The sequence below is a fragment of the Pantoea allii genome (assembly GCF_002307475.1).
Classification (GTDB): Bacteria; Pseudomonadota; Gammaproteobacteria; order Enterobacterales; family Enterobacteriaceae; genus Pantoea; species Pantoea allii.
In genome coordinates this window covers 127,043-151,669 of the sequence record NZ_NTMH01000030.1, presented here as the reverse complement: position 1 = coordinate 151,669, position 24,627 = coordinate 127,043, and the positions used below count along the sequence as shown (strand labels likewise).

Annotated in this window: 20 protein-coding genes and 1 pseudogene; 13 read left to right on the top strand and 8 right to left on the bottom strand. The window is 53.2% G+C overall.

The window, feature by feature from the left end:
* Nucleotide 1 precedes the first annotated feature (1 nt).
* Nucleotides 2-784 carry a lipid asymmetry maintenance ABC transporter permease subunit MlaE gene (gene mlaE / locus CMR03_RS10220; RefSeq protein ID WP_013024331.1) on the bottom strand — a complete coding sequence of 261 codons (783 nt, stop codon included), beginning with the start codon at nt 782-784 and terminating at the stop codon, nt 2-4.
* Nucleotides 785-788: 4 nt separating this feature from the next.
* Nucleotides 789-1,604 carry a phospholipid ABC transporter ATP-binding protein MlaF gene (mlaF, locus tag CMR03_RS10215; RefSeq protein WP_096011461.1) on the bottom strand — a complete coding sequence of 272 codons (816 nt, stop codon included), beginning with the start codon at nt 1,602-1,604 and terminating at the stop codon, nt 789-791.
* A 213-nt stretch (nt 1,605-1,817) separates the two neighbouring features.
* On the opposite strand from mlaF, the gene CMR03_RS10205 reads away from it, so the two are divergent.
* The 11 genes from CMR03_RS10205 (at nt 1,818) to npr (ending at nt 9,812) form a co-directional block, all read left to right on the top strand.
* The gene (locus CMR03_RS10205) at nt 1,818-2,798 is read left to right on the top strand and encodes a calcium/sodium antiporter (protein WP_063878141.1); all 981 of its coding nucleotides are present in this window, start codon (nt 1,818-1,820) and stop codon (nt 2,796-2,798) included.
* 16 nt (nt 2,799-2,814) lie between these two features.
* Nucleotides 2,815-3,801 (top strand): arabinose-5-phosphate isomerase KdsD, encoded by a 987-nt coding sequence (gene kdsD / locus CMR03_RS10200; protein WP_096011460.1) that lies wholly within the window; start codon nt 2,815-2,817, stop codon nt 3,799-3,801.
* A gap of 13 nt (nt 3,802-3,814) precedes the next feature.
* Nucleotides 3,815-4,381: a 3-deoxy-manno-octulosonate-8-phosphatase KdsC gene (kdsC, locus tag CMR03_RS10195; RefSeq protein ID WP_063878139.1), complete on the top strand. Its 567-nt coding sequence runs from the start codon at nt 3,815-3,817 to the stop codon at nt 4,379-4,381.
* Nucleotides 4,378-4,959 carry an LPS export ABC transporter periplasmic protein LptC gene (gene lptC, locus CMR03_RS10190; protein ID WP_063878138.1) on the top strand — a complete coding sequence of 194 codons (582 nt, stop codon included), beginning with the start codon at nt 4,378-4,380 and terminating at the stop codon, nt 4,957-4,959. The genes kdsC and lptC overlap by 4 nt, the downstream gene beginning before the upstream one ends.
* Nucleotides 4,928-5,482: a lipopolysaccharide ABC transporter substrate-binding protein LptA gene (lptA, locus tag CMR03_RS10185; RefSeq protein ID WP_063878137.1), complete on the top strand. Its 555-nt coding sequence runs from the start codon at nt 4,928-4,930 to the stop codon at nt 5,480-5,482. The genes lptC and lptA overlap by 32 nt, the downstream gene beginning before the upstream one ends.
* A 5-nt stretch (nt 5,483-5,487) precedes the next feature.
* Complete coding sequence (gene lptB / locus CMR03_RS10180; RefSeq protein ID WP_063878136.1) at nt 5,488-6,213, top strand: LPS export ABC transporter ATP-binding protein; 726 nt, start codon at nt 5,488-5,490, stop codon at nt 6,211-6,213.
* Nucleotides 6,214-6,261: 48 nt separating this feature from the next.
* Complete coding sequence (gene rpoN / locus CMR03_RS10175) at nt 6,262-7,698, top strand: RNA polymerase factor sigma-54 (protein ID WP_096011459.1); 1,437 nt, start codon at nt 6,262-6,264, stop codon at nt 7,696-7,698.
* A 21-nt stretch (nt 7,699-7,719) separates the two neighbouring features.
* Nucleotides 7,720-8,007: a ribosome hibernation promoting factor gene (hpf, locus tag CMR03_RS10170; RefSeq protein WP_063878134.1), complete on the top strand. Its 288-nt coding sequence runs from the start codon at nt 7,720-7,722 to the stop codon at nt 8,005-8,007.
* Between the two features lie 152 nt (nt 8,008-8,159).
* Complete coding sequence (gene ptsN / locus CMR03_RS10165; RefSeq protein ID WP_063878133.1) at nt 8,160-8,639, top strand: PTS IIA-like nitrogen regulatory protein PtsN; 480 nt, start codon at nt 8,160-8,162, stop codon at nt 8,637-8,639.
* Between the two features lie 49 nt (nt 8,640-8,688).
* Nucleotides 8,689-9,543: an RNase adapter RapZ gene (rapZ, locus tag CMR03_RS10160; RefSeq protein WP_063878132.1), complete on the top strand. Its 855-nt coding sequence runs from the start codon at nt 8,689-8,691 to the stop codon at nt 9,541-9,543.
* The gene (gene npr, locus CMR03_RS10155) at nt 9,540-9,812 is read left to right on the top strand and encodes a PTS phosphocarrier protein NPr (protein ID WP_063878131.1); all 273 of its coding nucleotides are present in this window, start codon (nt 9,540-9,542) and stop codon (nt 9,810-9,812) included. Before rapZ ends, npr begins: the two co-directional genes overlap by 4 nt.
* Nucleotides 9,813-9,814: 2 nt before the next feature.
* Here npr and mtgA read toward each other — a convergent pair whose 3' ends face one another.
* The gene (mtgA, locus tag CMR03_RS10150; protein WP_063878130.1) at nt 9,815-10,534 is read right to left on the bottom strand and encodes a monofunctional biosynthetic peptidoglycan transglycosylase; all 720 of its coding nucleotides are present in this window, start codon (nt 10,532-10,534) and stop codon (nt 9,815-9,817) included.
* 797 nt (nt 10,535-11,331) lie between these two features.
* Nucleotides 11,332-13,751 (bottom strand): annotated as a pseudogene (gene arcB, locus CMR03_RS10145) (aerobic respiration two-component sensor histidine kinase ArcB).
* Nucleotides 13,752-14,643: 892 nt separating this feature from the next.
* Here arcB and CMR03_RS10140 point away from each other — a divergent pair.
* Together CMR03_RS10140 and CMR03_RS10135 are read left to right on the top strand one after the other, a co-directional pair.
* The gene (locus CMR03_RS10140) at nt 14,644-20,175 is read left to right on the top strand and encodes a glutamate synthase-related protein (protein WP_096011458.1); all 5,532 of its coding nucleotides are present in this window, start codon (nt 14,644-14,646) and stop codon (nt 20,173-20,175) included.
* Between the two features lie 174 nt (nt 20,176-20,349).
* Nucleotides 20,350-22,107, top strand: a complete 1,758-nt coding sequence (locus tag CMR03_RS10135) for a sulfite reductase subunit alpha (protein WP_063878127.1) — start codon at nt 20,350-20,352, stop codon at nt 22,105-22,107.
* A 130-nt stretch (nt 22,108-22,237) separates the two neighbouring features.
* Here CMR03_RS10135 and sspB read toward each other — a convergent pair whose 3' ends face one another.
* The 4 genes from sspB to rplM form a co-directional block, all read right to left on the bottom strand.
* Nucleotides 22,238-22,723, bottom strand: coding sequence for a ClpXP protease specificity-enhancing factor (sspB, locus tag CMR03_RS10130; protein ID WP_063878126.1), 486 nt, complete (start codon nt 22,721-22,723; stop codon nt 22,238-22,240).
* 3 nt (nt 22,724-22,726) lie between these two features.
* Nucleotides 22,727-23,368: a stringent starvation protein SspA gene (gene sspA / locus CMR03_RS10125; protein WP_013024313.1), complete on the bottom strand. Its 642-nt coding sequence runs from the start codon at nt 23,366-23,368 to the stop codon at nt 22,727-22,729.
* A 314-nt stretch (nt 23,369-23,682) separates the two neighbouring features.
* Nucleotides 23,683-24,075, bottom strand: coding sequence for a 30S ribosomal protein S9 (gene rpsI / locus CMR03_RS10120; protein ID WP_063878125.1), 393 nt, complete (start codon nt 24,073-24,075; stop codon nt 23,683-23,685).
* A gap of 15 nt (nt 24,076-24,090) precedes the next feature.
* Nucleotides 24,091-24,519: a 50S ribosomal protein L13 gene (rplM, locus tag CMR03_RS10115; RefSeq protein ID WP_063878124.1), complete on the bottom strand. Its 429-nt coding sequence runs from the start codon at nt 24,517-24,519 to the stop codon at nt 24,091-24,093.
* Nucleotides 24,520-24,627: the final 108 nt, after the last annotated feature.

The following is a 24,627-nucleotide window of genomic DNA, read 5'->3' as shown; positions in this document are numbered from 1 at the left end:
ATCAATTCCCAAACATCAGTGCTGTCAGCACAAAATCTAAACCGAGCACCGCCAGTGATGCATGCACCACGGTGCGCGTCGTGGCGCGGCTAATACCTTCAGAGGTCGGGATCGCATCATAACCATTAAACAACGCAATCCAGGTGACAGTAACGGCAAACACAGCGCTTTTAATAATGCAGTTGACCACGTCGCTACGAAAATCGACGGCGTTTTGCATGGCCGACCAGAAGAAGCCGGGATCAATGCCTTTCCAGCTCACGCCAACCAGCGCACCGCCGGTAATCCCTACGGCAGTAAAAATTAACGCCAGCAGCGGCATACTGATAAAGCCCGCCCAAAAGCGTGGCGAGACGACACGGCGCAGCGGATCGACCGCCATCATTTCCATACTGGAAAGCTGTTCGGTCGCTTTCATCAGTCCAATCTCTGCCGTTAATGCCGATCCTGCCCGTCCCGCAAACAGCAGCGCCGTCACAACCGGCCCCAGTTCACGTAGCAGCGACAGCGCCACCAACATGCCCAGACTGGTTTCTGCGCCATAGGTGGTTAACACCAGATAGCCCTGCAACCCCAGCACCATGCCAATAAACAGGCCGGAGACCACAATGATCACCAGAGACAGTACGCCGATGCTGTAAAGCTGTTTGATCAGCAGCGGAAAATGTTTGCGGAACGCAGGCTTACCCACCAGCGCATGAAAAAGCATTAAACCGGCGCGCCCAAAGCTGGCACAGGTTCCTATTCCCCGGCGTCCCAACGACGCCAGTGCTTTTAACAACATCAGCTTAGATTCTCCCTGAACCGGTTAAGTCGGCCAAATAGTCACCCGCCGGAAAACGAAACGGGACGGGTCCATCCGCGATGCCATCGATAAACTGACGCACGCGGGGATCGTTGTCAGCACGCAAGTCTGGCGTCGTACCCTGTGCAATAATTTTTTGTCCCGCCACGATGTAAGCGTAATCGGCAATACTTAATACTTCAGGCACATCATGCGATACCACGATACAGGTGAGGCCCAGTGCATGATTCAGTTCATCAATCAGCTTAACCAGCACGCCCATGGTAATAGGGTCCTGCCCGACAAACGGCTCATCAAACATGATCAGCTCTGGCTCAAGCGCAATCGCGCGTGCCAGCGCGACACGTCGCGCCATTCCGCCAGACAACTCCGCCGGTTTTAGCTGTGCTGCGCCACGCAGCCCCACCGCTTCGAGCTTCATCAGCACGGTGCTGTGTAGGATCGGTGCGGGTAACCGGGTATGTTCGCGTAGCGGCCAGGCCACATTTTCGTACACTGTCAGGTCGGTAAACAGCGCACCTGACTGAAACAGCATGCTCATCTTTTTGCGCGCTTCGTACAACTTTGTGCGCGACAATGCCGGAATGTTCTCATCCCGAAACCAGATCTCACCGCTGTCAGGCTGCAGTTGCCCGCCAATTAAGCGTAGCAACGTCGTTTTCCCGATCCCCGACGGTCCCATAATCGCCGTCACTTTACCTTTTGGTACCGTCAGCGAAATATCGTCGAAAATTTTGCGATCGCCACGTGAAAAACTCACGCCACGAACCTCAACCAGGTTCGTTTTTTGTTGGATCATTATCACCTCTATTACGGATCGGGCGTAAACAATAGGGTACGATGGTAGCCTGTTAAGGTTAAACGCACGATAGCTTTACAGAAACTTAATGCAAAGATTTGGCGAAAACGGTCATAAAATTTACTTTTGTCGATCAGACGGTCAAAATCAGCGCCTGTTTTGTCACAAAGAACCTGAAGGCAAGCCAACAGGGGTTTTAAGCAAGGATTTTTCATGTTCGTCGCTACCGCACTGCTGATTATCGGTCTGCTTTTACTGGCTTATGGTGCCGATCGTCTGGTGTTTAGTGCTGCAATACTTTGTCGATCCTTTGGCATCCCGCCGTTGATCATCGGCATGACCGTCGTCAGTATCGGCACCTCGCTCCCGGAGATCATTCTCTCCTTCTCTGCTGCGCAGTTGGGACAGATGGATCTGGCGGTGGGCACCGCGCTTGGCTCGAACATCACCAATATTCTTTTGATTCTCGGCGGTGCAGCGTTGTTGCATCCCCTGAGCATCCATTCCAATTTAATACGTCGTGAACTGCCGCTGATGGTGTTGGTCTCATTACTGAGCGGCATCATGTTATTCGATAACTATCTTAGTCGTCTGGACGGTATTGCACTGATTGCTATTGCCGCGATTTATCTGATAGTGACGATCCGCATCGCGCGGAAAGCAGAAAAGGATAATAACGATACGTTAACGCGTGAACAATTAGCTGAACTGCCGCGTGAAGAGAGCGGAAATACCGTCGCTTTTCTCTGGCTGGCCGTGGCGCTGATTATTCTGCCCATGTCGACGCACATGGTGATCGATAACGCGACCGTATTTGCCGATTACTTTGGCGTCAGCGAGCTGGTGATGGGGCTGACGCTTATCGCCGTAGGTACCAGTTTGCCGGAGCTGGCAACGGTTATCGCAGGCGCGCTGAAAGGTGAAGATGATATTGCTATCGGCAACCTGATTGGCGCCAACATTTATAATCTGGCCATCGTTTTGGGTCTGCCGGCACTGATTCATCCCGGCAGCGTAGACTATCACGCTTTTGCACGCGATTACTGGATAATGCTTGGTGTAAGCGTGCTGTTCGCCATGCTTTGTTTGCTGCGTCGCCGCCGGGTTGGCCGTACGGCAGGCACGCTTTTACTCTGTGGTTTCTTCGTCTGGGTAACGCTGCTGTGGCTACAGCCTGCGTTTATAGACGGCTAAAAAGGACAGATTCACCATGTCATATCAGCAACCAACGGTAGATTTTGATTTCCAGAAAGCCGGTAAAACGGTATTGCGCATCGAGCGCGAAGGCCTTGAACAACTTGATCAATATATCAACGAGGCATTCACGGACGCCTGCAGACTGATTTATGCCTGTCGGGGAAAAGTCGTGGTCATGGGCATGGGCAAATCGGGCCATATCGGTAAAAAAATGGCGGCAACCTTTGCCAGCACCGGCACGCCGGCGTTCTTTGTGCATCCCGCTGAAGCCAGCCACGGCGACCTTGGCATGGTCGGTAAAGAGGACATCGTCATCGCGATTTCTAACAGTGGTGAATCCAGTGAGATTCTGGCGTTGATTCCGGTGATGAAACGCCAGAAAATAAAGTTAATCTGTATGACAAGCCGCCCTGAAAGCGCGATGGCCCGTGCTGCGGATATTCACCTGTGTGTCAAAGTGCCACAGGAAGCCTGCCCGCTGGGCCTGGCACCGACCACCAGCACGACGGCAACCTTAGTCATGGGCGATGCTCTGGCCGTTTCCCTGCTGGAGGCGCGTGGCTTCACGCCAGAGGATTTTGCGCTGTCCCATCCGGGTGGTGCACTGGGCCGTAAGCTGCTGCTACACGTTAGCGATATTATGCACAGCGGGGATGAATTACCTCACGTCACACGCGATGCATCACTGCGGGATGCCCTGCTGGAAATCACCCGTAAGAATCTCGGCCTGACGGTGATTGTGGATGATCTGATGAAGATAGAAGGCATCTTTACCGATGGTGACCTGCGCCGCATCTTCGATATGGGCATTGATTTTCAAAACGCCACCATCGCTGAAGTGATGACCCGTGGCGGGATCCGCGTACGGCCCAATGTGCTGGCGGTGGATGCACTGAATTTGATGCAAACCAAAAACATTACCTCCCTGCTGGTGGCCGATGACGACCGTTTGCTGGGTGTGGTACATATGCATGACATGCTGCGCGCTGGCGTCGTATAAACAGGAAGAAACAATGCAGTCGGAAAATGCCACTTTAGAAACGTGTTACGGCCCGGTCAGTAGCGATGTCATGGCGCGCGCCAGTAAAATTCGCCTGCTGATTTGCGACGTCGATGGCGTCATGTCGGATGGCCTGATTTACATGGGGAACAGCGGCGAAGAGCTTAAAACCTTTAACGTGCGCGACGGTTATGGCGTGCGTTGCCTGCTGACCTCGGACGTCGAAGTGGCTATTATTACCGGCCGCACGGCCAAACTGCTGGAAGATCGCTGCAAAACGCTCGGCATTCGCCACCTTTATCAGGGGCAATCCGATAAGCTTTTGGCCTACGGCGAACTTCTGGATACACTGTCGCTCTCTGACGATCAGGTGGCCTATATTGGCGACGATCTGATTGACTGGCCAGTGATGGCAAAAGTTGGGTTGAGCGTGGCAGTCGCGGATGCACATCCGCTACTGCTGGCGCGCGCGCGTTACGTCACGCGGATAGCCGGTGGGCGCGGTGCGGTTCGGGAACTGTGCGACCTCATCTTAATGGCGCAAAATAAATTCGAGGATGCCAAAGGGCAATCAGTATGAGTAAAAGCAGGCGTTGGATAACGTTAGGTCTGGCCTTGATTGCGCTGGTGCTTATTGGCTGGAATTTCACTAACCGGGATAGCGACAGCAGCGCGCCGGTAGCGAATAATAATCAAACGCCAACCTACACCAGTGCCAATTCGCACTCTGTGGTCTATAACCCGCAGGGCGGCCTGGCTTATAAACTGATATCGGACAAAGTGACCTATTTTGAAGACAGCGGAATAAGCTGGTTCGATAATCCCGTCATGACCACCTATGACGAAAATAAAATGCCTACCTGGACGATACGCGCAGATAAAGCAAAGCTTACCAAAGACCGTATGCTGTATCTTTATGGCCATGTCGAGTTGAATGCTCTGGCTCCCGATTCTGAGCTTGAGCGCATTAAAACAGACAATGCTCAGGTCAATCTTGTCACTCAGGACGTCGCGTCTGACGATCAGGTGACGTTATATGGTCGCAGTTTTAACTCTACCGGTATGAGAATGCGCGGTAATTTACGGACAAAGAACGCCGAGTTAATCGAAAAGGTCAAAACTTCTTATGAAATTCAAAATGAACAAAAACAGCATTAAGTTTTTACTGGCCAGCCTGCTGCTTGCAACCAGCGTGCCTGCTCTGGCGCTGACCGGTGACTCGGACAAACCCGTTAATATCGACTCTGCAAACCAGGCTCTGGATCTGCAAGGCAACGTGGCGACCTTCACCGGTAACGTCATTGTCACTCAGGGCTCGATCAAAATTACCGCTGATAAAGTCGTGGTGACGCGTCCGGGCGGCGACAGTAAGAAAACTATTGTTGATGCTTACGGTAACCCTGCGACCTTTTACCAGATGCAGGACAATGGCAAACCGGTTCAGGGGCACGCGTCCAAGCTGCATTATGAGCTGGCCAATGACTTTGTTGAGCTGACCGGCAATGCGTATATTCAACAGCTGGACAGCAACATCAAAGGCGACCGCATCACCTATCTGGTCAAAGAACAAAAAATGCAGGCTTACAGCCAGGGCCAGAGCAATCGCGTGACGACCGTGCTGGTGCCTTCGCAGTTGCAGGATAAGCCCGCGTCAACCAACAGCGAAAAAAAGAGTAACTGATCACTATGGCCACATTAATCGCAGAAAACCTGGCGAAGGCATATAAAGGCCGTCGCGTGGTTGAAGACGTGAGTCTGCAGGTAAAATCCGGTGAAATCGTCGGTCTGCTGGGCCCCAACGGCGCCGGTAAAACCACCACCTTTTACATGGTGGTAGGCATTGTTCCGCGTGATGCGGGACGCATCATCATCGATGACGAAGACATCAGTATTCTGCCGCTCCATGCGCGTGCACGTCGCGGCATCGGCTATCTGCCGCAGGAAGCCTCTATCTTCCGTCGCCTGAGCGTGTACGACAACCTGATGGCGGTGCTGCAAATCCGCGACGACTTAACCGAAGAGCAGCGACAGGACCGGGCTAACGAGCTAATGGAAGAGTTTCATATTGCGCATCTGCGCGACAATATGGGGCAATCGCTGTCGGGCGGTGAACGCCGTCGTGTTGAGATCGCGCGTGCGCTGGCGGCTAATCCGAAATTTATCCTGCTGGATGAGCCGTTTGCCGGGGTTGACCCCATTTCCGTTATCGACATTAAAAAGATCATTGAACACCTGCGTGACAGTGGCCTTGGCGTGCTGATTACTGACCATAACGTGCGTGAAACGCTGGCGGTGTGTGAACGCGCTTATATCGTCAGTCAGGGCAACCTGATTGCACACGGTACGCCGAGCGAAGTCCTTGCAGATGAGCAAGTTAAACGGGTTTATTTGGGTGAAGAGTTCAGACTCTGATAAGGTGTCGTTAATACTGATGTTTACCCGGGAATATCCATCCTGTCTATGAAGCAAGGTTTGCAACTCAGGCTCAGCCAACAACTGGCAATGACCCCACAGCTGCAGCAGGCGATTCGTCTGCTGCAGCTTTCTACGCTTGAACTTCAGCAAGAGTTACAGCTGGCGTTGGAAAGTAATCCCCTGCTTGAGCAAACCGAACAGCACGAAGAAATAGACGCAAAAGAGTATCAGGAAGGCGAAGCGGGACTGGACACCCGTGAAGCGCTGGAACAGAAGGATATGCCCGAAGAGTTGCCGCTTGACGCGACCTGGGATGAGATTTACACCGCAGGCACGCCCTCAGGAACCGGTACCGATTATCAGGATGATGAACTGCCGATTTACCAGGGTGAAACCACGCAGTCTCTTCAGGACTACCTGATGTGGCAGGTGGAGTTAACGCCTTTTAGCGATAACGATCGTGCCATTGCCACATCCATCGTCGATGCCATCGATGACACGGGTTACCTTACCGTTTCGCTTGAAGACATTCTTGACAGTATCGGTAACGATGAGCTGGAAATGGATGAGGTTGAAGCCGTGTTGAAGCGCATTCAGCGTTTTGATCCGGTCGGCGTTGGCGCGCGCGATTTACGTGACTGCCTGCTGGTGCAGCTGTCGCAGTACGCGCCCGAAACGCCTATGCTGGCGGAAGCACGGTTGATCGTCAGCAGCCATCTTGATCTTCTTGCTAATCATGACTTCCGCAGCCTGATGCGCGTGACGCGTCTGAAAGAAGACGTGCTGAAAGAGGCGATGCTGCTGATTCAGTCGCTCGATCCACGTCCGGGGCAGTCGATTAACACCGGCGAACCGGAATACGTTATTCCTGATGTGCTGGTACGCAAAGTCGCGACGCGCTGGACGGTTGAGCTCAACACCGACAGTCTCCCGCGACTGAAGATTAACCAGCAGTACGCCGCCATGGGCGGTGCCGGACGTAACGACAGCGACAGTCAGTTTATCCGCAGCAACTTGCAGGAAGCCCGCTGGCTGATTAAAAGCCTTGAAAGCCGCAACGAGACATTATTAAAAGTCTCCCGCTGTATTGTTGAGCAGCAGCAGGCCTTTTTTGAGCAGGGAGAGGAATTTATGCGTCCCATGGTGCTGGCCGATATTGCCCAGGCTGTCGATATGCATGAATCGACCATTTCCCGCGTTACCACGCAAAAATACCTTCACAGCCCGCGTGGCATTTTTGAACTGAAGTATTTTTTCTCCAGCCATGTTAATACTGAAGGTGGCGGAGAAGCGTCATCTACCGCTATTCGTGCGCTGGTGAAAAAATTAATCTCGGCGGAAAACCCCGCCAAGCCCTTGAGTGACAGTAAACTGACCTCCATGTTATCTGATCAAGGGATAATAGTGGCACGTCGAACCGTCGCTAAATATCGCGAGTCTTTGTCCATACCGCCTTCAAATCAGCGTAAACAACTGGTTTGACAGAAATGAGAAGGAAGACCTATGCAGCTGAACCTTACCGGGCAAAACGTTGAAATCACCGACCCCTTGCGGGCGTTCCTGACGACAAAATTTGCCAAACTGGAACATTACTTTGATCATATCAATCAGGTGTATGTTGTCCTGAAAGTGGAAAAGGTGACGCAAATCGCCGATGCGACCCTGCACGTCAATGGTGGCGAGCTGCACGCGACCTCTGAAGCGGAAGATATGTATGCGGCGATTGACGGATTGATTGACAAGTTGGCCCGTCAACTGACCAAATATAAAGACAAGCTAAAAAAACACTAACCTTCACGCTGGCAGGCGCGCCCGGCGCGCAGAGCTGAAAGGATGGGGCGGATTAACCGCCCCGTTTTGTCATCTATGCCAGCGCCATTCACTCGCTACGTGATGTCTGCGTATTGATTCGATGGCTATGTGAACTCGCAAGTGAAACGATAATGAACAATGATTTAACACTGGAATTGAGCACAGTGCTTTCGCCAGACTGCACCCGCAGTAGCGTACACTGCCAAAGCAAAAAACGGGCGCTTGAGATTATCAGCGAACTGGCCGCTAAGCAGCTCAACCTGCCGCATCAAACGTTGTTTGAAGCGATTCTTACGCGTGAGCGTATGGGGAGCACCGGTATCGGTAACGGTATTGCCATTCCGCATGGCAAGCTGGAGGAGGATACCTTACGGGCCGTAGGCGTTTTTATCAGCCTGGAGCAACCCATTGCTTTCGATGCCGTGGATAACCAGCCCGTCGATCTCCTTTTTGCGCTGCTGGTTCCGGCTGACCAGTGTAAAACCCATCTACATACGCTGTCGTTAGTGGCAAAACGGCTGGCGGATAAAACGGTTTGCCGCCGCCTGCGTGCCGCGCAGAGCGATGAAGAGCTGTATGCGATTATTACCGAAGAACCAACAGAGCAATAAAGCGCGTGATTTACCGGTTTGAACCGGATTTAAAACGGGAGAGAAGGTCATGGTGCTGATGATCGTCAGCGGTCGGTCAGGCTCAGGAAAGTCAGTGGCGCTCCGCGCGCTGGAAGACATGGGTTTTTACTGCGTTGATAACCTGCCAGTGGTACTGTTGCCACAGTTAGCAGAGTCACTGGTCGAGCGCAATATCTCTGCGGCGGTCAGTATTGATGTGCGTAATATGCCTGAATCTCCTGAGATTTTTGAAACAGCGCTCAACAATCTGCCTTCGGCATTTTCACCGCAGTTGCTGTTTCTTGATGCCGATCGCAACACGCTGATCCGTCGTTACAGTGATACGCGCCGCCTGCATCCGTTATCCAGCAAGAATCTGTCGCTGGAAAGCGCGATTGATGAAGAAAGTGACCTGCTTGAGCCTCTGCGTTCGCGTGCCGATCTGATTATTGATACCTCAGAAATGTCGGTACATGAGCTGGCTGAAATGCTGCGTACCCGCTTGCTGGGTAAACGCGAGCGTGAGCTGACGATGGTGTTTGAGTCGTTTGGCTTCAAACATGGTATTCCCATCGATGCCGATTACGTTTTTGACGTGCGCTTTTTGCCTAACCCGCACTGGGACCCCAAGCTACGTCCGATGACGGGCCTGGATCGGCCTGTCGCCGCGTTCCTCGATCGTCACACCGAAGTCCATAACTTCATTTATCAGACGCGTAGCTATCTGGAACTCTGGCTGCCCATGCTGGAGACCAATAACCGCAGCTACCTCACCGTGGCGATCGGTTGTACCGGCGGTAAGCACCGTTCGGTTTATATCGCAGAGCAGCTGGCTGACTATTTTCGCTCACGCGGTAAAAATGTACAGTCTCGTCATCGCACGCTGGAAAAACGTAAATCATGACCGTTAAGCAAACTGTTGAAATCAGAAATAAGCTGGGCATGCACGCGCGTCCCGCCATGAAGCTGTTTGAACTGGTGCAGAGTTTCGATGCAGAAGTGCTGTTACGCAATGAGACCGGTACCGAGGCGGAAGCCAGCAGCGTTATTGCATTACTGATGCTGGACTCTGCCAAAGGCGGTCATATTGAGATAGAGGCCAGCGGCCCGCAGGAAACCGAAGCGCTGGCCGCTGTCATTGAGCTGTTTGAAGCCGGATTCGACGAAGACTAACGTCAGTTCAGATGATTGCGCTGCAGAAAGCCTTCTCCACCTAACTGACGCATCTGACGCAAAATCCACTGCTGGCGTTGACGAACATAGCCTGACGGCGCGTCTGCGCGAAAGCGCAGTGGATTGGGTAAGACCGCAGCCAGCAATGCCGCTTCTGACATGGTTAAACGGCTGGCGGGCTTATTAAAGAAGCGGCGTGACGCAGCCTCTACCCCAAAAGTGCCTTTGCCAAACTCCGCGATGTTCAGGTAGACCGTTAAGATCCGGCGTTTGGTCCACACCGTTTCCAGCCCAACGGTTAATCCCGCTTCCAGCCCTTTACGAATCCAACTACGTCCATCCCATAAAAACAGGTTTTTTGCCGTTTGCTGCGACAGGGTTGATGCACCGCGCATCCGGCTGTCACTGTCGTCCAGAACGGACTGGATGGCTGCCACGTCAAAGCCCCAATGGTTGGGGAAGTTTTGATCTTCTGAAGCAATAACGGCCAGTTTCATCCAGGGCGAGATTTCCTCTCGGCCTGCCCAGTCGGAATGGGATACGTAGCTAAAATCGCCTCTAAACCAGGCACCTATCTGACGCTCCGCCATCACCGCAGAAAACGGCACCGGTACAAACGAAAAGAGTAAAATGCCCGCCAGCCACAGTCCCACCCAAATCAATACAATGCGCATCACCAGCGGCTTAATGCGCCGCCACAGATTCCCTTTATGCTTACTCATACGATCGTCTCAAATTTTTTTTGTGTTAATTAATTTCAGGCGTAATCACCACCCGCAATAAAAATCTTTACCGAAAAAGACGGGGTGACAATGTGCAATGTTTATAACAAGACAATGAAAATGCATTGTGAATGCAACAATAGTTTGAATGAGTTCAATTACTTCCGCAGAGAAGGAATCGGTTCCATCCTCTCTGTCGTGCGCTCTACTTTTTCAGAAAGATGATACCATTTTGTGACAATACCTCGCCTCAATGTTTCATATAACTTATGTATAATTCTGTTAGAGCAGCAAACTGTTTCCGTTAGCTGGAGACAAAATGTTCTTTCAGTCGTCATGTTTCGTGTTTTAACTGTTACAAGACGGTGTTTTAACCCTATGTTTTCGCCGAACTATAAAGCGTTTTCTATCGGTAAAACCTTTTAATGGTGCGGGAAGATCAGGTTTTCCGAAACGTTTTGGGTCCGCGGGAACGAATTTCTTCATTATTCTTTATTATCATAAGTTTATATCTATTTTAATCCAGAACAGCGATGAAAAATTTTGGTTACAGCGCGCAACACAGGTTTTGTTAACAAATTTGGGTTAAGCCCGTACAAAAAACAGAAGTTTTGATTAAAAAATAACCAATGTGACTGTTTAATTGATTCCTTGCTTGACTATGTTGTCGAATTAATGTTTCCTGTATTTAAACGCGGTTCAACATCACAAATTTTAATGAATCTTGTCACAAGGTAATTTGAATTTGCTAAGGTGTTGCAAGTGTTAACCAATACCCCGCTGTTGCATTGAAAACATTAAGCATAGCAGCAGCGTCTTTTTCCCTGGTGTTGGCGCAGTATTAGCGCACCCCGGCCTCGGCTGGGGTCATTTTTTTGTACTACCGCTGTTTTTCAGCCACCCACTCGCGCAGTACTTGCACATCGTGTCGCCATTCACGCTTAAGCTCTTCAACCCATTCGCCCACATTGTCCCACCAGGCCGGTAACTCAGGGCTTTGAATTTGCTTTGCCACCTGCTGAAGGTGCTGCAGACCCACCGATCCCGCTGCGCCTTTGATCTTGTGCCCCTCTTCAGCAATGCCTTTTTGGTCGCGCGCCATCAGATTAGAATCCAGTACATCCAGGTAACCCGGCATCATCTGTTCAAACATGGTCAGACTTTGCGTGATCAGATTCGGCCCCACCAGCTCAAGGTATTGCTCAAGCATCGGGATATCCAGTAATGCATCGGATTGACTGGCGCTCGCCGCCGTCACGGGCAGGCCATCACTTTCAGGCTGATAGTCCCAAAACTTTTTGATAATGGCCGTTAACGCCGGTACGGCAAGCGGTTTACTGAGCACATCGTCCATGCCCGCATCAAAATACTCTTTTTTATCTTTCAGCACGTTGGCCGTTAAGGCGACTAACGGTGGCAGGTTTGCATCAGGATGTTGCTGGCGCAGGGCGCGTGAAACGTCCATTCCGGTCATGTCCGGCAGTTGGATATCTAACAGCACCAGATCGAACTCCAGCGGATCGAACATCTCCAGCGCCGCCTTCCCGGTCATGGCCACCTCTACGCTGCACCCAAGTTTTTCCAACACCGAGCGGGCCACGATCACATTCAGCTCGATATCTTCCACCAGCAGCACATGTAAGGCCGGCAGCGGCAGCGTGTCGTCCACGCCCTCATCTTCCACTTCCTCTGCGATGCGCGGAGCTTTTATCACCACCGTAAAGCAGGAGCCCTGCCCCGGTGCGCTGCTTACGCTGATATCCCCGCCCATGGCCTGCGCCAGACGGCGTGAAACCGCCAGGCCGATACCGGTTCCGGTCGCCGGCTTGCCGCCATGCTGGTCGGTGACCTGATAGTACATAGCAAAAATTTTATCCTGCTCTTCCTGACGAATCCCCTGCCCGGAATCCTGTACCTCAAAGCGCAGCGTTTCATCCTGCTCGTAGGCCACACGCACGACAATCTCTCCCTGCTGGGTGAATTTCACGGCGTTGCCAATCAGGTTCCACAGAATCTGTCGCAGGCGCGTGCCATCGGTAGAGATTTTATGCGGCAGCGGTAACTGCGGTGCCATCACAAACTTCAGCCCTTTCGGCTGGGCCAGTAAGCCTGAGAGGTTTTCCAGATCGGCAAGGAAACTGGTGAAATCGACCGGCTGGTTATCCAGCTGGACCTTACGACGTTCGATCTTATCGACTTCGATCACGTCATTGAAAATATTGCCCAGGGTAATCGCAGAGACGTGAATGGTTTTAAGGTACTTGAGCTGCTCCTGATTCAGATCGGTATCCAGCAAAATACGGCTCAGGCCGACAATGCCGTTAAGCGGCGTACGAAGCTCGTGGCTGATCGTTGAGATAAAGGTGGTCTTCTCCCTGCTGGCGCTCTCTAACGCGTCCTGGTAGCGTTTACGCTCGGTTATATCGCGTCCGAAGCCCATCAGCCCACTCCGCTTACCTACCCGATCGTAATAAGGTACTTTGCGGATCTCAAAACAGGCTTTACGCCCATCGGGATACTGCAACCACTGTTCATAGGTGAGTGACACGTTATGCCGGAAGACCTTTTCATCGGTTTCAAGGACTTTGGTGGCCGTGTCATTGTCATAGATGTCGCGTGGCGTAAGCCCAATCAGCTGTTTTTCGCTTTTGCCGGTTAACAGTTCCATGGCGCGGTTACAGCCTGAGAACTGTTTGTCGATGTTGCGATAAAAGACCAGGTCCGGTGACGCATCCAGGAAAGAGCGCAGAAAGGAGGACTGTTGCTCCAGTTCGATTTGCGCCTGTTCGCGACGAGCGACCTCTTCGCGCAGCTTCGCCATCACCTGCTCACGTGCCTCTTCGGCTTTTTTACGGTCGGTGATTTCCTGATTGAGCTGGGAAATGGTCTCTTTCATCTGCTGGTTCAGCTCAAGATCGCGCGTACGCATCTCTTCCAGCTTATCCACCAGCCGTGCCAGGCGCTGGCGTGACTCTTCCAGTTGATCCACGACGACAGAAAGAAAGTAGACCGCCCAAGGGGTGATGAGCAGACCAAAAAAGACCGATCGGACCATATCGATACTTTCAACATGACCACGCAGCACCATGGTCACGGCCATCTGAACAATCATGGCCAGCACGACCAGCGCCGACGCCAGTAACAGCGAGAAACGTACCAGGCCAAGCTTGACCATCAAATCAACATAATATTGCGCCAGCAGGCGAATCTGTTTCATAAACACTCCCTGGATGAGAACAGGCACATGATAGCGTATTTACTTCGCGATCGTCGCAATGCATCCGGTGAGATCGCAGCGCTAACGCACTTTAATGGTGCAAAAGGCGGTTGCTTCGCCGACGTTCATGACCTTAACGCTAAAACCCTTGACTAATTGTGCTAACTCAATGAATCTGTACGGCCGCCTGTCAAAAAGGCGCGTCTTATCTGCTCGTCTTTTTTCGCCCGGCAACGTCCCTTTGCCGCGATTTCCTGCTTTTTATGCATACTCATTCATATAAATCGTAGTTTTAAGCAACCTACCGTAATTAATTTTGCTAATCATGCCGCCCTTATTCATTCAAATTTGCTGCTATAAGAAAAACAGATACATCCTGCGCTTCCACTGCCTGCAGCAGCATTTGATGCTGTTTAGCACCTCGTCTCCAGCATACTTAAGTGATTTCACGCCTACAGCACAGTGATACAGTTCACATTTCATCCCTTGTACCTTAGTGAAAAACTGACACATTTTAGACATAAAAACATAATAATTTCATTAGGTTAACGACATAAAGGCGAGGTTAAACTGTGTCAGACTCGCTATTTGACCTCGATTCGCTTTCCCGATAAGTTGGAATTCCGCTGAAAGCTTTCATGATGGGCACGCGTCACGGCATATCTATGCAACATGACGTCCACATGGTTTGAGTCATCTCCTTTCGAGAACGGAAAAAACACGCACTACGCATCAAGGGGCATCTCCTCCTGACGCTGAAAAGTGCGCAAAACCCAACCGCGCAGGCTGTCAGGCGCGGAAATGAAAGAATTTGCGCTGGGAAGATTGTGTAGTTGACCTCAGTGCCTGAAACAATGCAGGTAATGTCTAGAGCAGTTTAAGGAGACCCTCAATGTCCAGTAAAAAACCTGATTCCTATGGCTTATACAACCCAGCAGCAGGAAGTGACAGCTGTGGTGTAGGTTTCATTACCCGTAAGGACGGCGAGCAGACCCATGAAATTCTGCGTATGGCGCATAGCGCGCTCTGCACGGTGCCGCACCGCGGTGGCATGTCTGCTGAGGGCGTTGGCGATGGAGCAGGCGTTAACGTCGATCTTTCACTGCATTTCTTCCGTAAAATTACCGGTCAGGCGCTGGAAGCCGGTCGCTTTGGCGTCGGTAACTTTTTCGTTCCTAAAGACGTTGAACTGCGCGCCAATGCCGAACGTTTGGTAGAAGAGACGTTAAGCCGTTTTAACCTGCCGGTTATCATGAAACGCGAAATGCCGCTGGATAACAGTGTGACACGTCCGGCTGCCGTGCAGTTTCAGCTTCCTATTGTGCAGTGGATTTTTGCCGCACCTCAGGACATCAGTGACCAAAGTGATTTTGAAAAACAGATCTATCGCGCACTGTTGACCATTGAGGCGCAGGCCTTTACCCAAAGCGAGTTCGGCGGGTTATATCCGCTGTCGCTGTCATCCCGCACACAAGTCTTTAAAGCCCGCCTGAACTCGAATGAAGTGATTCCTTACTTCAAGGATCTGACCGATCCCGATCATCAGGTACGCGGACTGTTTTTCCACACTCGCTTCTCAACCAATACCGATCCGCACACCACCATGGCGCAGCCTTTCCGGTTGATGGCCCATAATGGTGAGCTGAATACCGACCGTAAAAACCGTATCGCCGAATCCGCGCTGGCCTCTGCCCGTGGCAAAACGATTGTACGACCAAAAGGTCAGTCTGACAGTTCGCGCCTGGACCAGAGTATTCACAGCCGGTTGATGGAAGACGATCTGGATCTGATCACCGCCGTGGTTTCCATGATGCCCCCGGCCTGGGAAAACGATACCGCGCTCTCCCCTGCCGTCCGCGACATGCTGGAGTATTTTTCGCTGTACGAAGAGAAAAACGATGGCCCTGCCGCGCTCATCTTTGGTAACGGCGAAGTGATTGGTGCACGTCTTGATCGCCTGGGGCTGCGTCCACTGCGTTCGGTTGAAACGGCGGAGTATATTGGCGCCATGTCTGAAGCGGGCCAGATCGCGTTTCCACCTGAAAGCGTGCTGCGCCGTGGTCGTATCGAAGCTGGCGGGATGCTCTATTTTGATCATCGCGAAAAGCGCAGTTACACCACGCATGAAGCGCTGGAAAAACTGGCTGCAGAAAAAGACTATGCCGCATTGGTCAGCAAGTCGCGTGTCGATTTGCAAGAGTTGCCGGTCATTCCCGCGGAACAACAGGGCTCTCCCTTGCGCTATCGCGGCGATCTGAAAACCTATCAGCGCTTCGTGGCTTACTACTACAACCAGGAAAGCTTCAAGTTCATGATGGACCCCATGCTGAACACCGGCGCAGAGAAAATCTCGGCGATGGGTTACGGCAACGCCATCAACGGCCTGTCCGATCATGAAGGCGGCATGGCGCACTATTTCTCACAGCGCTTTGCCCAGGTGACCAACCCGCCGCTGGACTCCATTCGTGAAGCGGACGGCATGACGCTGCGCGTAGCCCTGGGGGCGAAACCGCATCTGGGACGCAGTAAAGGCCGCCAGATCATCGTGCCTACGCCGATTCTGACCCATCTGGACATGCTACAGCTGCGTGAACAGAACGTCGCGCCTTATGCCCGCTTTGACATGCTGTACGAACCGGTAATCGGCAAAGACCTGCTCAGCCGCACGGCCAACGCCAGTGCGCTGGAAAAAGCGATTGACGATCTGGCCCAGCAGGTGGTGGATTTTGCCCGTTCACAGGGCGGCATCGCGGTACTGACCGATCGCCATATCTCCTCCACGCAAGCGGCCCTGCCAATGCTGCTGGTTATCTCTGCGGTTAACCAGCGTCTGGTGCAGGAAGGCTTACGTCTTGACGTTTCACTGGTGGTGGAGAGTGGGCAGATTATCTCTTCCCACCATATTGCTGCCACGCTGGGCTTTGGCGCATCGGCCGTTTATCCGCTTGGCGTGCAAATGCGCGCTGAGGAAAAATTTGGTGAAGGCGAGGAAGGCAATAAAGCCTTTAAACGCTACGCCAAAGCCGCTGAAAAAGCCCTGATGAAAACCATGGGCAAAGTCGGCCTGTGTACCGTAGAGAGCTACAGTAGCGGTGAATTCTTTGAGCCTAACTTCCTGAATACGGACGATCCGGTTCTGAGAAAGTATTACCCCAATATCAAAACGCCCGTCGGCGGCGCAGGCTTTGCCACTATCGCGCAGATGGCGGTGGACTGGCATCAAAGCGCACTGAAAATTCAGGGCGAATCCGAAGTGCCACTGCTGGGGCTGTTTAAAGAGCGTGCAGAAGGCGCGGGCCACTCTTACGGCACCATTGCCGTTCGCACCTTTATTGATATGACTGAAGAACCGATTCGCTTCGCGGACAAAGCGCGTGAAGAGGATAACTTTATTCGGCTGATGACGCTGGCCCGTCTGGACAATGCCTTTGGCATCAAGCCAGAGACATTCAAAGACAGCAGCTTTGAGCGCATCCCGGATGACGTGATGAATAATTTTGCCATTACGGCCGATTATCGTCAGTTCTCCAGCCTGATGTATGAAGAGCGCAAGCGCCGTCCCGCTGCGCTGCGCGATATTCTGGCCTTCCCGGCGGACCTGACCCACATCGACAGTGAAGCCGAATTCCGGCGTAAGCTGGGTCGCTACTCGCTGACCAACAACGGCTTTGCCACGCGCGGTCTGGTATGTGATGCCATTGAAGGCAGCCAGAACGCCTTTATGTTGCGTCTGACCGATGCGATTGTCGGGCTGAAGCCGGAAAGCGAGCGCCTGCTTAACCTGTCTCGTGCGCTGAAAGCCCGCTTTAATGACGAAATTGAAACGGCTGAGGTGGTCGCCGGTGGCCTGAAAGTAACCGCCAGCGGCAAAGCGGCAGACTATCTGTCACGTATCTTTACCGCGCTGCCGTCGCTGCCGCTGAGCGATATTCAACCCGCATGCGAAATCACCCGCACATTCGCCTCTGGCGCAATGAGCCACGGCGCGCTGGTGGCTCCGGCGCATGAAGCGGTCGCGCACGGCACCAATATGGTCGGCGGCATGAGCAACTGCGGTGAAGGCGGCGAACACTACTCGCGTCACGGCACCATTCGTGCCTCACGCATCAAACAGCTGGCCTCTGGCCGCTTCGGTGTCTGGGCGGCTTACCTTGCCGATCCGATGCTGGAAGAGCTGGAGATCAAAATCGGCCAGGGTGCGAAGCCCGGCGAAGGCGGCCAGCTTCCAGCGGCCAAAGTGACCGTGGAGATCGCAGCAGCGCGTGGCGGCACGCCGGGCGTTGAGCTGGTTTCTCCCCCGCCGCACCACGATACTTACTCAATTGAAGATCTGGCGCAGCTGATTCACGACTGTAAAGCGGCCCGCGTACGCGTCATTGTGAAGCTGGTGTCCTCCGAGGGAATTGGCACCATTGCCGTCGGCGTGGCAAAAGCCGGTGCTGACGTGATTAACGTTGCCGGTAACACCGGCGGCACAGGCGCGGCCTCGGTGACCAGCCTGAAATATACCGGGCGCGTAGCGGAAATCGGCATCGCCGAAGTCCATCAGGCGCTGTGTGCAAACGGTCTGCGCGACAAAGTGCTGCTGCGCTGCTCCGGCGCACAGCAAACCGGCAGCGATGTAGTGAAATCCGCGCTGCTGGGCGGCGACAGCTTTGAGTTTGGTACCACTGCGCTGATGATGCTGAAATGCGTGATGGCGAAAAACTGTAACGTCAAATGCCCGGCAGGGTTAACCACGAACGCCGAAGCGTTTGATGGCGATCCACGTCAGCTCGCACAGTATTTCCTGAACGTCGCACACGAAGTGCGTGAGATTCTGGCGCGGATGGGCCTGCGCTCCCTGCGTGAAGCGCGTGGTCGCGCCGATCTGCTCCACCTGATGGATCACCCGCTGGAAGTGGGCAAGCTGGATCTGCGCGCGATGCTCACCGTGGTGCCAGAACTGAAAATCGACAAGCCGGTTTACCTGGAAAAAGATTTTGAGCTGGATGACATCTGGGTTGAAGAGCTCAGCCAGCAGCTGGTGGAACAGGGCAAAACAACGCTGCAGTTGGGCCACGAGGTCGTGCTTAACAACCGCAATAAAAGCGTGGGCGGTCAGTTAGCTATCGATATTGAGCGCATGCTGAATCACACCCTGACGGCGGCACAGATCCAAGCAATGCCAGCCGTGCTGCAGGACGATCGCGGTCGTCGCTACCTGGCACCTGAAACGGTAAACATCACCACAACAGGCTCAGCAGGTCAGTCCTTTGGTGCATTCTGCAATGACGGTATGCTGATGAAACATCGTGGCACCTGTAACGATGGCGTCGGTAAAGGCCAGTGCGGCGGCGAACTGGTGGTGTTATCACCCGGTGGCGGCGCACAGGACAGCGATGGCAACGTCCTGATCGGTAACTTCGCCCTGTTTGGCGCAACCGGCGGCCGTCTGTTCGTTCAGGGCCAGGCGGGCGACCGTTTCGCGGTACGTAACTCCGGTGCAACTGCCGTGGTGGAAGGCGTCGGTGACTTCTGCTGCGAATATATGACCAACGGCGCAGTGTTAAACCTGGGCACTTTTGGTAAAGGCTTCGGTAACGGCATGAGCGGCGGTTTTGCTTACCAGTACGATCCCTATGGCTCACTGGCCAACCATGCGGCAGGCGATTCGGTCCTGTTTGGCTCCATTGCCGACCAGGATGAGCTGGCGCAGATCCATAAGCAGGCGGTCTGGACCATGCTGAACTGGCACCTTGCGGCCACGCAGTCTCCGCGTGCCGCCTGGCTGCTGGAACACTGGGAAACCGAGTGTCAGCACTTTGTTTACGTGATGCCACGGTCTCTGCTGCTTTATCAGGACGGCGGTGAAATTCTGAAGGCGAAATCCCGTAAGGATTTGCTGGAAGAACTGTCGACGGCGCTGGCTGCCCATCAGGTAGCCAAATTTAAAGCCGCCTGGCGTGAAGGGAAAACCATTGCTGACGGTGCGGTACCGGCCTACGGGGCGACCGATACGCAGGAAATGTTTGTTTTGCTTAACAACTACACCGTACTGAGCTTTGCGCAGCAGCTGGCATTAGGTAAGTTACCGAAAGGCACCTCAGTTGAGGCCCCTGCCGTGGAGAAAGCCGTCCGCAATTTGCTGATGACAGAAGACTTTTCTCTGATCAGTAAACTGCAACGCCATGCGCGAGCAGCGATTGAAAACTACAGTGACAGCGAGTTGGCCAGCCTGATCGGTTCAAAACGCATGTCCGATTATAAAGCGGCACTGACGCAACGTAACATCCGCTCGATGGACAGCCTGGCCACCTATGGCTGGATCATGTATCAGGATGCCTGCAACCGTGAAATCCTCGGTCGCCTGCCTGATTTTGAAGAGTTGTTTGCACGTGCAGCGTTACCTGAAATTGCAGCAGCGGTGGGTAAACTGGCCTGACAGCAGAGTCAGTGAACAGAACTGTGTTTAATCATGATTACCCGGATTTATTCGTCGTACCGGGCGCAGCGGCAACCTTATCCGCTCAGCAGCAAGCTGCTGAGCGCGCAGGAACCGACTGCCATCGACACGGCGACGTATGACGGTCAAGAGCGGGATTGAGTAAAGGTATCCATGAAAATTCCATATATTCCTGAAGATGCACCTTTTAATGGTGACCAGAAATACTGGCTGGCGGGCTTTCTGGCTGGCCTGCACTCCCGTTTGTTGGTGCTGGAAGATAAACAGCAGCCAGCGGCGGGCAGCAGTGCTGCCGCCACCACCCAACTGCACATCCTTTATGGTTCTCAGACCGGCAATGCTGAGGCGCTGGCCCAGTCAGCGGCGAAATCAGCCCGAGCCAAAGGTCTGGTGCCCGTCGTTCAGGCATTAGGCGATGTGGATCTCGACGTGTTCGCCACCATGCGCCACGTGCTGATTGTCACCTCAACCTATGGCGAAGGTGAAATGCCCGACAACGCCCAGCTGTTTTGGGACGCGATTTCAGCCAGCACTGCGCCGCGCCTGGAGCAGATGCACTTCGCCGTGCTGGCCATTGGCGATACCGGTTATGACGGATTCTGCCAGGCAGGTAAGTTCCTGGATATGCGTCTGGAACAGCTTGGTGCAAAACGCGTTGTCGACCGTATCGACTGCGATATTGATTACGAAGAGCCGTCGAATGAATGGCTGAACAGCACGATGCCACAGTTTGCCAGCAGCGCAGGCAGCAGCGGCACGGTGCTGGAAAGCGCCCCGGAAGCACCCGTCATTCCTGGCAGCAACAAATCCAACCCCTATGCGGCTGCCCTGATCACCAACAAGCGCCTGTCGAGCGAACAGTCAGCTAAGGACATTCGCCACTTCGAGTTTGATCTTAGCGACAGCGGTCTCAAGTATGAAGCCGGTGACGCGCTTGGCGTGATTCCGGTCAACGAACCGTCGCTGGTTAACCTGCTGCTTACGCAGTTAAACGCCGATTATCAGACGCCGGTGCCGGGTTTCGACAGAAGTCTGGGCGACCTGCTGACCTACCAGTTTGAAATTTCTGAGCCATCACGCAAGCTGATTGAGTGGGTAGGACAAAATACCACCAACCAGGAGCTGCGCCATGTCCTTCAGCATGATGATAAAGATGCCCTGGGCGTCTGGCTGTGGGGCAAAGATACGCTGGATCTGCTGCAGCTTGAGCTAACGCGTAGCCTGAGCGTGACAGAGTTTGTTGCCCTGCTGCGCCCGCTGCAGCACCGTGCCTACTCCATTTCATCCAGCTCAAAAGCGCATCCTAATCAGGTGCACCTGACCATTGCCTCTGTGCGCTATCACAGCGGTGGCCGTAACCGTAGCGGTGTGTGCTCAACCTACCTGGCAGAGCGCGTGCGCCGTGGTGAAAAGCCCGCGATCTTTATTTCGCCTAACAAAGCCTTCCGTGTGCCCGCCAACGGCAATGCCCCGTTGATTATGGTGGGACCGGGTACGGGCATCGCGCCGTTCCGTGCGTTTTTGCAGGAGCGTCAGGTGACAGGTGCCCAGGGCAAAAACTGGCTGTTCTTTGGCGATCAGCATCAGGAGCACGACTTCATTTATCGCGAAGAGCTCACAGCCTGGCAGGAGAGCGGTTTGCTCACGCGTCTTGATCTGGCCTTCTCACGCGATCAGGACAAGAAAATCTACGTGCAGAACCGGATGCTGGAACAGGGCGCAGAGCTCTATGCCTGGCTACAGGAAGGGGGCTACTTCTATGTCTGTGGCGATGCATCACGCATGGCGAAAGACGTCGATAGCGCGCTGTATGAAATCGTGCGCCAGTTTGGCGGGCTGTCCAGCGAGCGAGCGGCCGACTACATCGATCAGCTGAAGAAAGAGAAACGCTACCTGCGCGACGTTTATTAATCCCTGCCGCAGAAAGCAAAAATCCGGGTAACCTGTGTTCCCGGATTTTTTTATGCCTGCTCTCTGGCAGGCAAAAAACGCGCTATCTGGCAGGCAAAAAAATACCCGTCGAGGTGACGGGCATGCTGTGTTATTTCACCACACGCAGTGCGGGACGGCCACCACGTGGCGGCGGATCGTCATCGGGTGAATGATCATCATCGCTGGCATCATCAGGGCGGTCACCATCAATGACTGACATCACCGTTTCTTCCTGATTCTCTGGGAATTCCTGCGTCCCGCCTTCGTAGGCCGGTTCAGGTTCAAACATCGTGCCTGCACCGTTTTCACGCGCGTAGATAGCGAGTATAGCCGCCATCGGGACGTTTACCTGACGCGGAACGCCACCAAAACGTGCGTTAAACGAAACCTCATCGTTACCCAGGTCAAGATTACCGACGGCACGCGGCGCAATGTTCAATACAATCTGACCATCACGTGCATATTCCAGTGGCACCTGAACACCAGGCAGATTGATATCGACGACCAAATGCGGTGTGAGCTGGTTATCCAGTAACCAGTCATAGAAAGCACGCAGTAAATAAGGCCGACGGGCTGTGAGTTGTGACATTTCCATAAATCAGCCCCGGGCTTGCAGGCGCATTTCACGTTCAGCTTCAGTCAGTGAAGCAAGGAAGGAGTCACGCTCAAATACGCGGTTCATATAGCCTTTCAGCTCTTTGGAGCCTGAACCGAGCAGATCGATACCCATTGACGGTAAACGCCACAGCAGCGGTGCCAGATAGCAGTCAACCAGGCTGAACTCGTCGCTCATAAAGAATGGCGTCCGTCCAAACAGAGGGGCAATCGCCAGTAACTCTTCACGCAGCTGCTTACGCGCCGCTTCAGCTTCCTGACCACTGCTGTTCTCAACCTTTCTCATCAGGCTGTACCAGTCTTGTTCGATACGGTGCATCATCAAACGGCTTTCGCCACGCGCGACGGGGTAAACAGGCATCAACGGTGGGTGTGGAAAACGCTCATCCAGATATTCCATGATGATGCGTGATTCGTACAGCGTCAGTTCGCGATCTACCAGCGTCGGCACAGTGCGGTACGGATTGAGGTCAATCAGATCCTGCGGCAGGTTATCCATTTCGACCTGCTCGATCTCTACGCTGACACCTTTCTCGGCAAGCACAATACGTACCTGATGGCTAAAAATGTCAGTAGGACCAGAAAACAGCGTCATTACCGAACGTTTGTTGGCAGCGACAGCCATGAAAACCTCCCAGTTTGTTCACAAAAAGTTACTGCGAATAGCCAACCACACGGCGACTCACCTGCTCATAGAACTCGCTCGCAATTCGCGCTAACCACCCCCGACAAATGCCAGGCGCATAACGCGCCAGCTTGCGGGCGCAAAGTGACACAGAGTTTACCAGATTTTAGGCAGCTTGTGGGTGGGGGAATGCATTTTTGCGGGCAAAATGCGAACAGTATTGTGGTTTTATGCGACAGGGCGACCTGATGCATAAAATAAAAAACCCGCCGAAGCGGGTTTTTTGCCAACTGTGTCTGCCGAAGCAGCAACAATTAACGTTTGGAGAACTGAGGACGACGACGTGCTTTACGCAGACCGACTTTCTTACGTTCAACCTGACGAGCATCACGGGTAACGAAGCCTGCTTTACGCAGTTCGCCACGCAGTGACTCATCATACTCCATCAGAGCGCGGGTGATACCATGACGGATCGCACCTGCCTGACCAGAGATACCGCCACCTTTAACGGTGACGAACAGATCGAATTTACCAACCAGGTCCAGCAGCTCAAGCGGCTGACGAACTACCATGCGGGCAGTTTCGCGACCGAAGTACTGTTCCAGAGAACGTTGGTTAATAACGATGTTACCGCTACCCGGCTTAATAAATACGCGAGCGGTAGAGCTTTTGCGGCGACCAGTGCCGTAGTTTTGAGTTTCAGCCATTGCCTTTAATCCCGATTAAATGTCAAGAACTTGCGGTTGCTGTGCCGCATGGGTGTGCTCGTTGCCTGCGTAAACTTTCAGTTTACGATACATAGCACGACCCAGCGGGCCCTTCGGCAGCATGCCTTTAACCGCGATCTCAATCACACGCTCAGGACGGCGAGCAATCATCTCTTCAAAGGTCGCCTGTTTGATACCACCGATGTGGCCGGTGTGGTGATAGTAGATCTTGTCAGTACGCTTGTTGCCGGTGACAGCAACTTTTTCAGCGTTCAGAACGATGATGTAATCACCAGTATCAACGTGCGGAGTGTATTCCGCTTTATGTTTACCACGCAGACGGCGCGCCAGTTCAGTCGCCAGGCGACCCAAGGTTTTGCCAGTTGCGTCAACAACATACCAGTCACGTTGGACGGTTTCTGGTTTAGCTGTAAAAGTTTTCATCGAAAAGCTTACCCAAATTAAGTTACACGTTGGTGAAATCCCAAACGCTTAAGTAAACGAATGAGGCTCACACGACCATTTTGACCAGCAAGCCACCCCTTCGGATAG

Coding starts and splice junctions, on each gene's coding strand:
- CMR03_RS10205 (WP_063878141.1), top strand. CDS start 1,818: ATGTTCGTCGCTACCGCACTGCTGATTATCGGTCTGCTTTTACTGGCT.
- kdsD (WP_096011460.1), top strand. CDS start 2,815: ATGTCATATCAGCAACCAACGGTAGATTTTGATTTCCAGAAAGCCGGT.
- npr (WP_063878131.1), top strand. CDS start 9,540: ATGACCGTTAAGCAAACTGTTGAAATCAGAAATAAGCTGGGCATGCAC.
- rpsI (WP_063878125.1), bottom strand. CDS start 24,075: ATGGCTGAAACTCAAAACTACGGCACTGGTCGCCGCAAAAGCTCTACC.
- sspB (WP_063878126.1), bottom strand. CDS start 22,723: ATGGAAATGTCACAACTCACAGCCCGTCGGCCTTATTTACTGCGTGCT.
- kdsC (WP_063878139.1), top strand. CDS start 3,815: ATGCAGTCGGAAAATGCCACTTTAGAAACGTGTTACGGCCCGGTCAGT.
- rplM (WP_063878124.1), bottom strand. CDS start 24,519: ATGAAAACTTTTACAGCTAAACCAGAAACCGTCCAACGTGACTGGTAT.
- mlaF (WP_096011461.1), bottom strand. CDS start 1,604: ATGATCCAACAAAAAACGAACCTGGTTGAGGTTCGTGGCGTGAGTTTT.
- hpf (WP_063878134.1), top strand. CDS start 7,720: ATGCAGCTGAACCTTACCGGGCAAAACGTTGAAATCACCGACCCCTTG.
- lptB (WP_063878136.1), top strand. CDS start 5,488: ATGGCCACATTAATCGCAGAAAACCTGGCGAAGGCATATAAAGGCCGT.
- rpoN (WP_096011459.1), top strand. CDS start 6,262: ATGAAGCAAGGTTTGCAACTCAGGCTCAGCCAACAACTGGCAATGACC.
- rapZ (WP_063878132.1), top strand. CDS start 8,689: ATGGTGCTGATGATCGTCAGCGGTCGGTCAGGCTCAGGAAAGTCAGTG.
- lptA (WP_063878137.1), top strand. CDS start 4,928: ATGAAATTCAAAATGAACAAAAACAGCATTAAGTTTTTACTGGCCAGC.
- mlaE (WP_013024331.1), bottom strand. CDS start 784: ATGTTGTTAAAAGCACTGGCGTCGTTGGGACGCCGGGGAATAGGAACC.
- mtgA (WP_063878130.1), bottom strand. CDS start 10,534: ATGAGTAAGCATAAAGGGAATCTGTGGCGGCGCATTAAGCCGCTGGTG.
- CMR03_RS10140 (WP_096011458.1), top strand. CDS start 14,644: ATGTCCAGTAAAAAACCTGATTCCTATGGCTTATACAACCCAGCAGCA.
- CMR03_RS10135 (WP_063878127.1), top strand. CDS start 20,350: ATGAAAATTCCATATATTCCTGAAGATGCACCTTTTAATGGTGACCAG.
- ptsN (WP_063878133.1), top strand. CDS start 8,160: ATGAACAATGATTTAACACTGGAATTGAGCACAGTGCTTTCGCCAGAC.
- lptC (WP_063878138.1), top strand. CDS start 4,378: ATGAGTAAAAGCAGGCGTTGGATAACGTTAGGTCTGGCCTTGATTGCG.
- sspA (WP_013024313.1), bottom strand. CDS start 23,368: ATGGCTGTCGCTGCCAACAAACGTTCGGTAATGACGCTGTTTTCTGGT.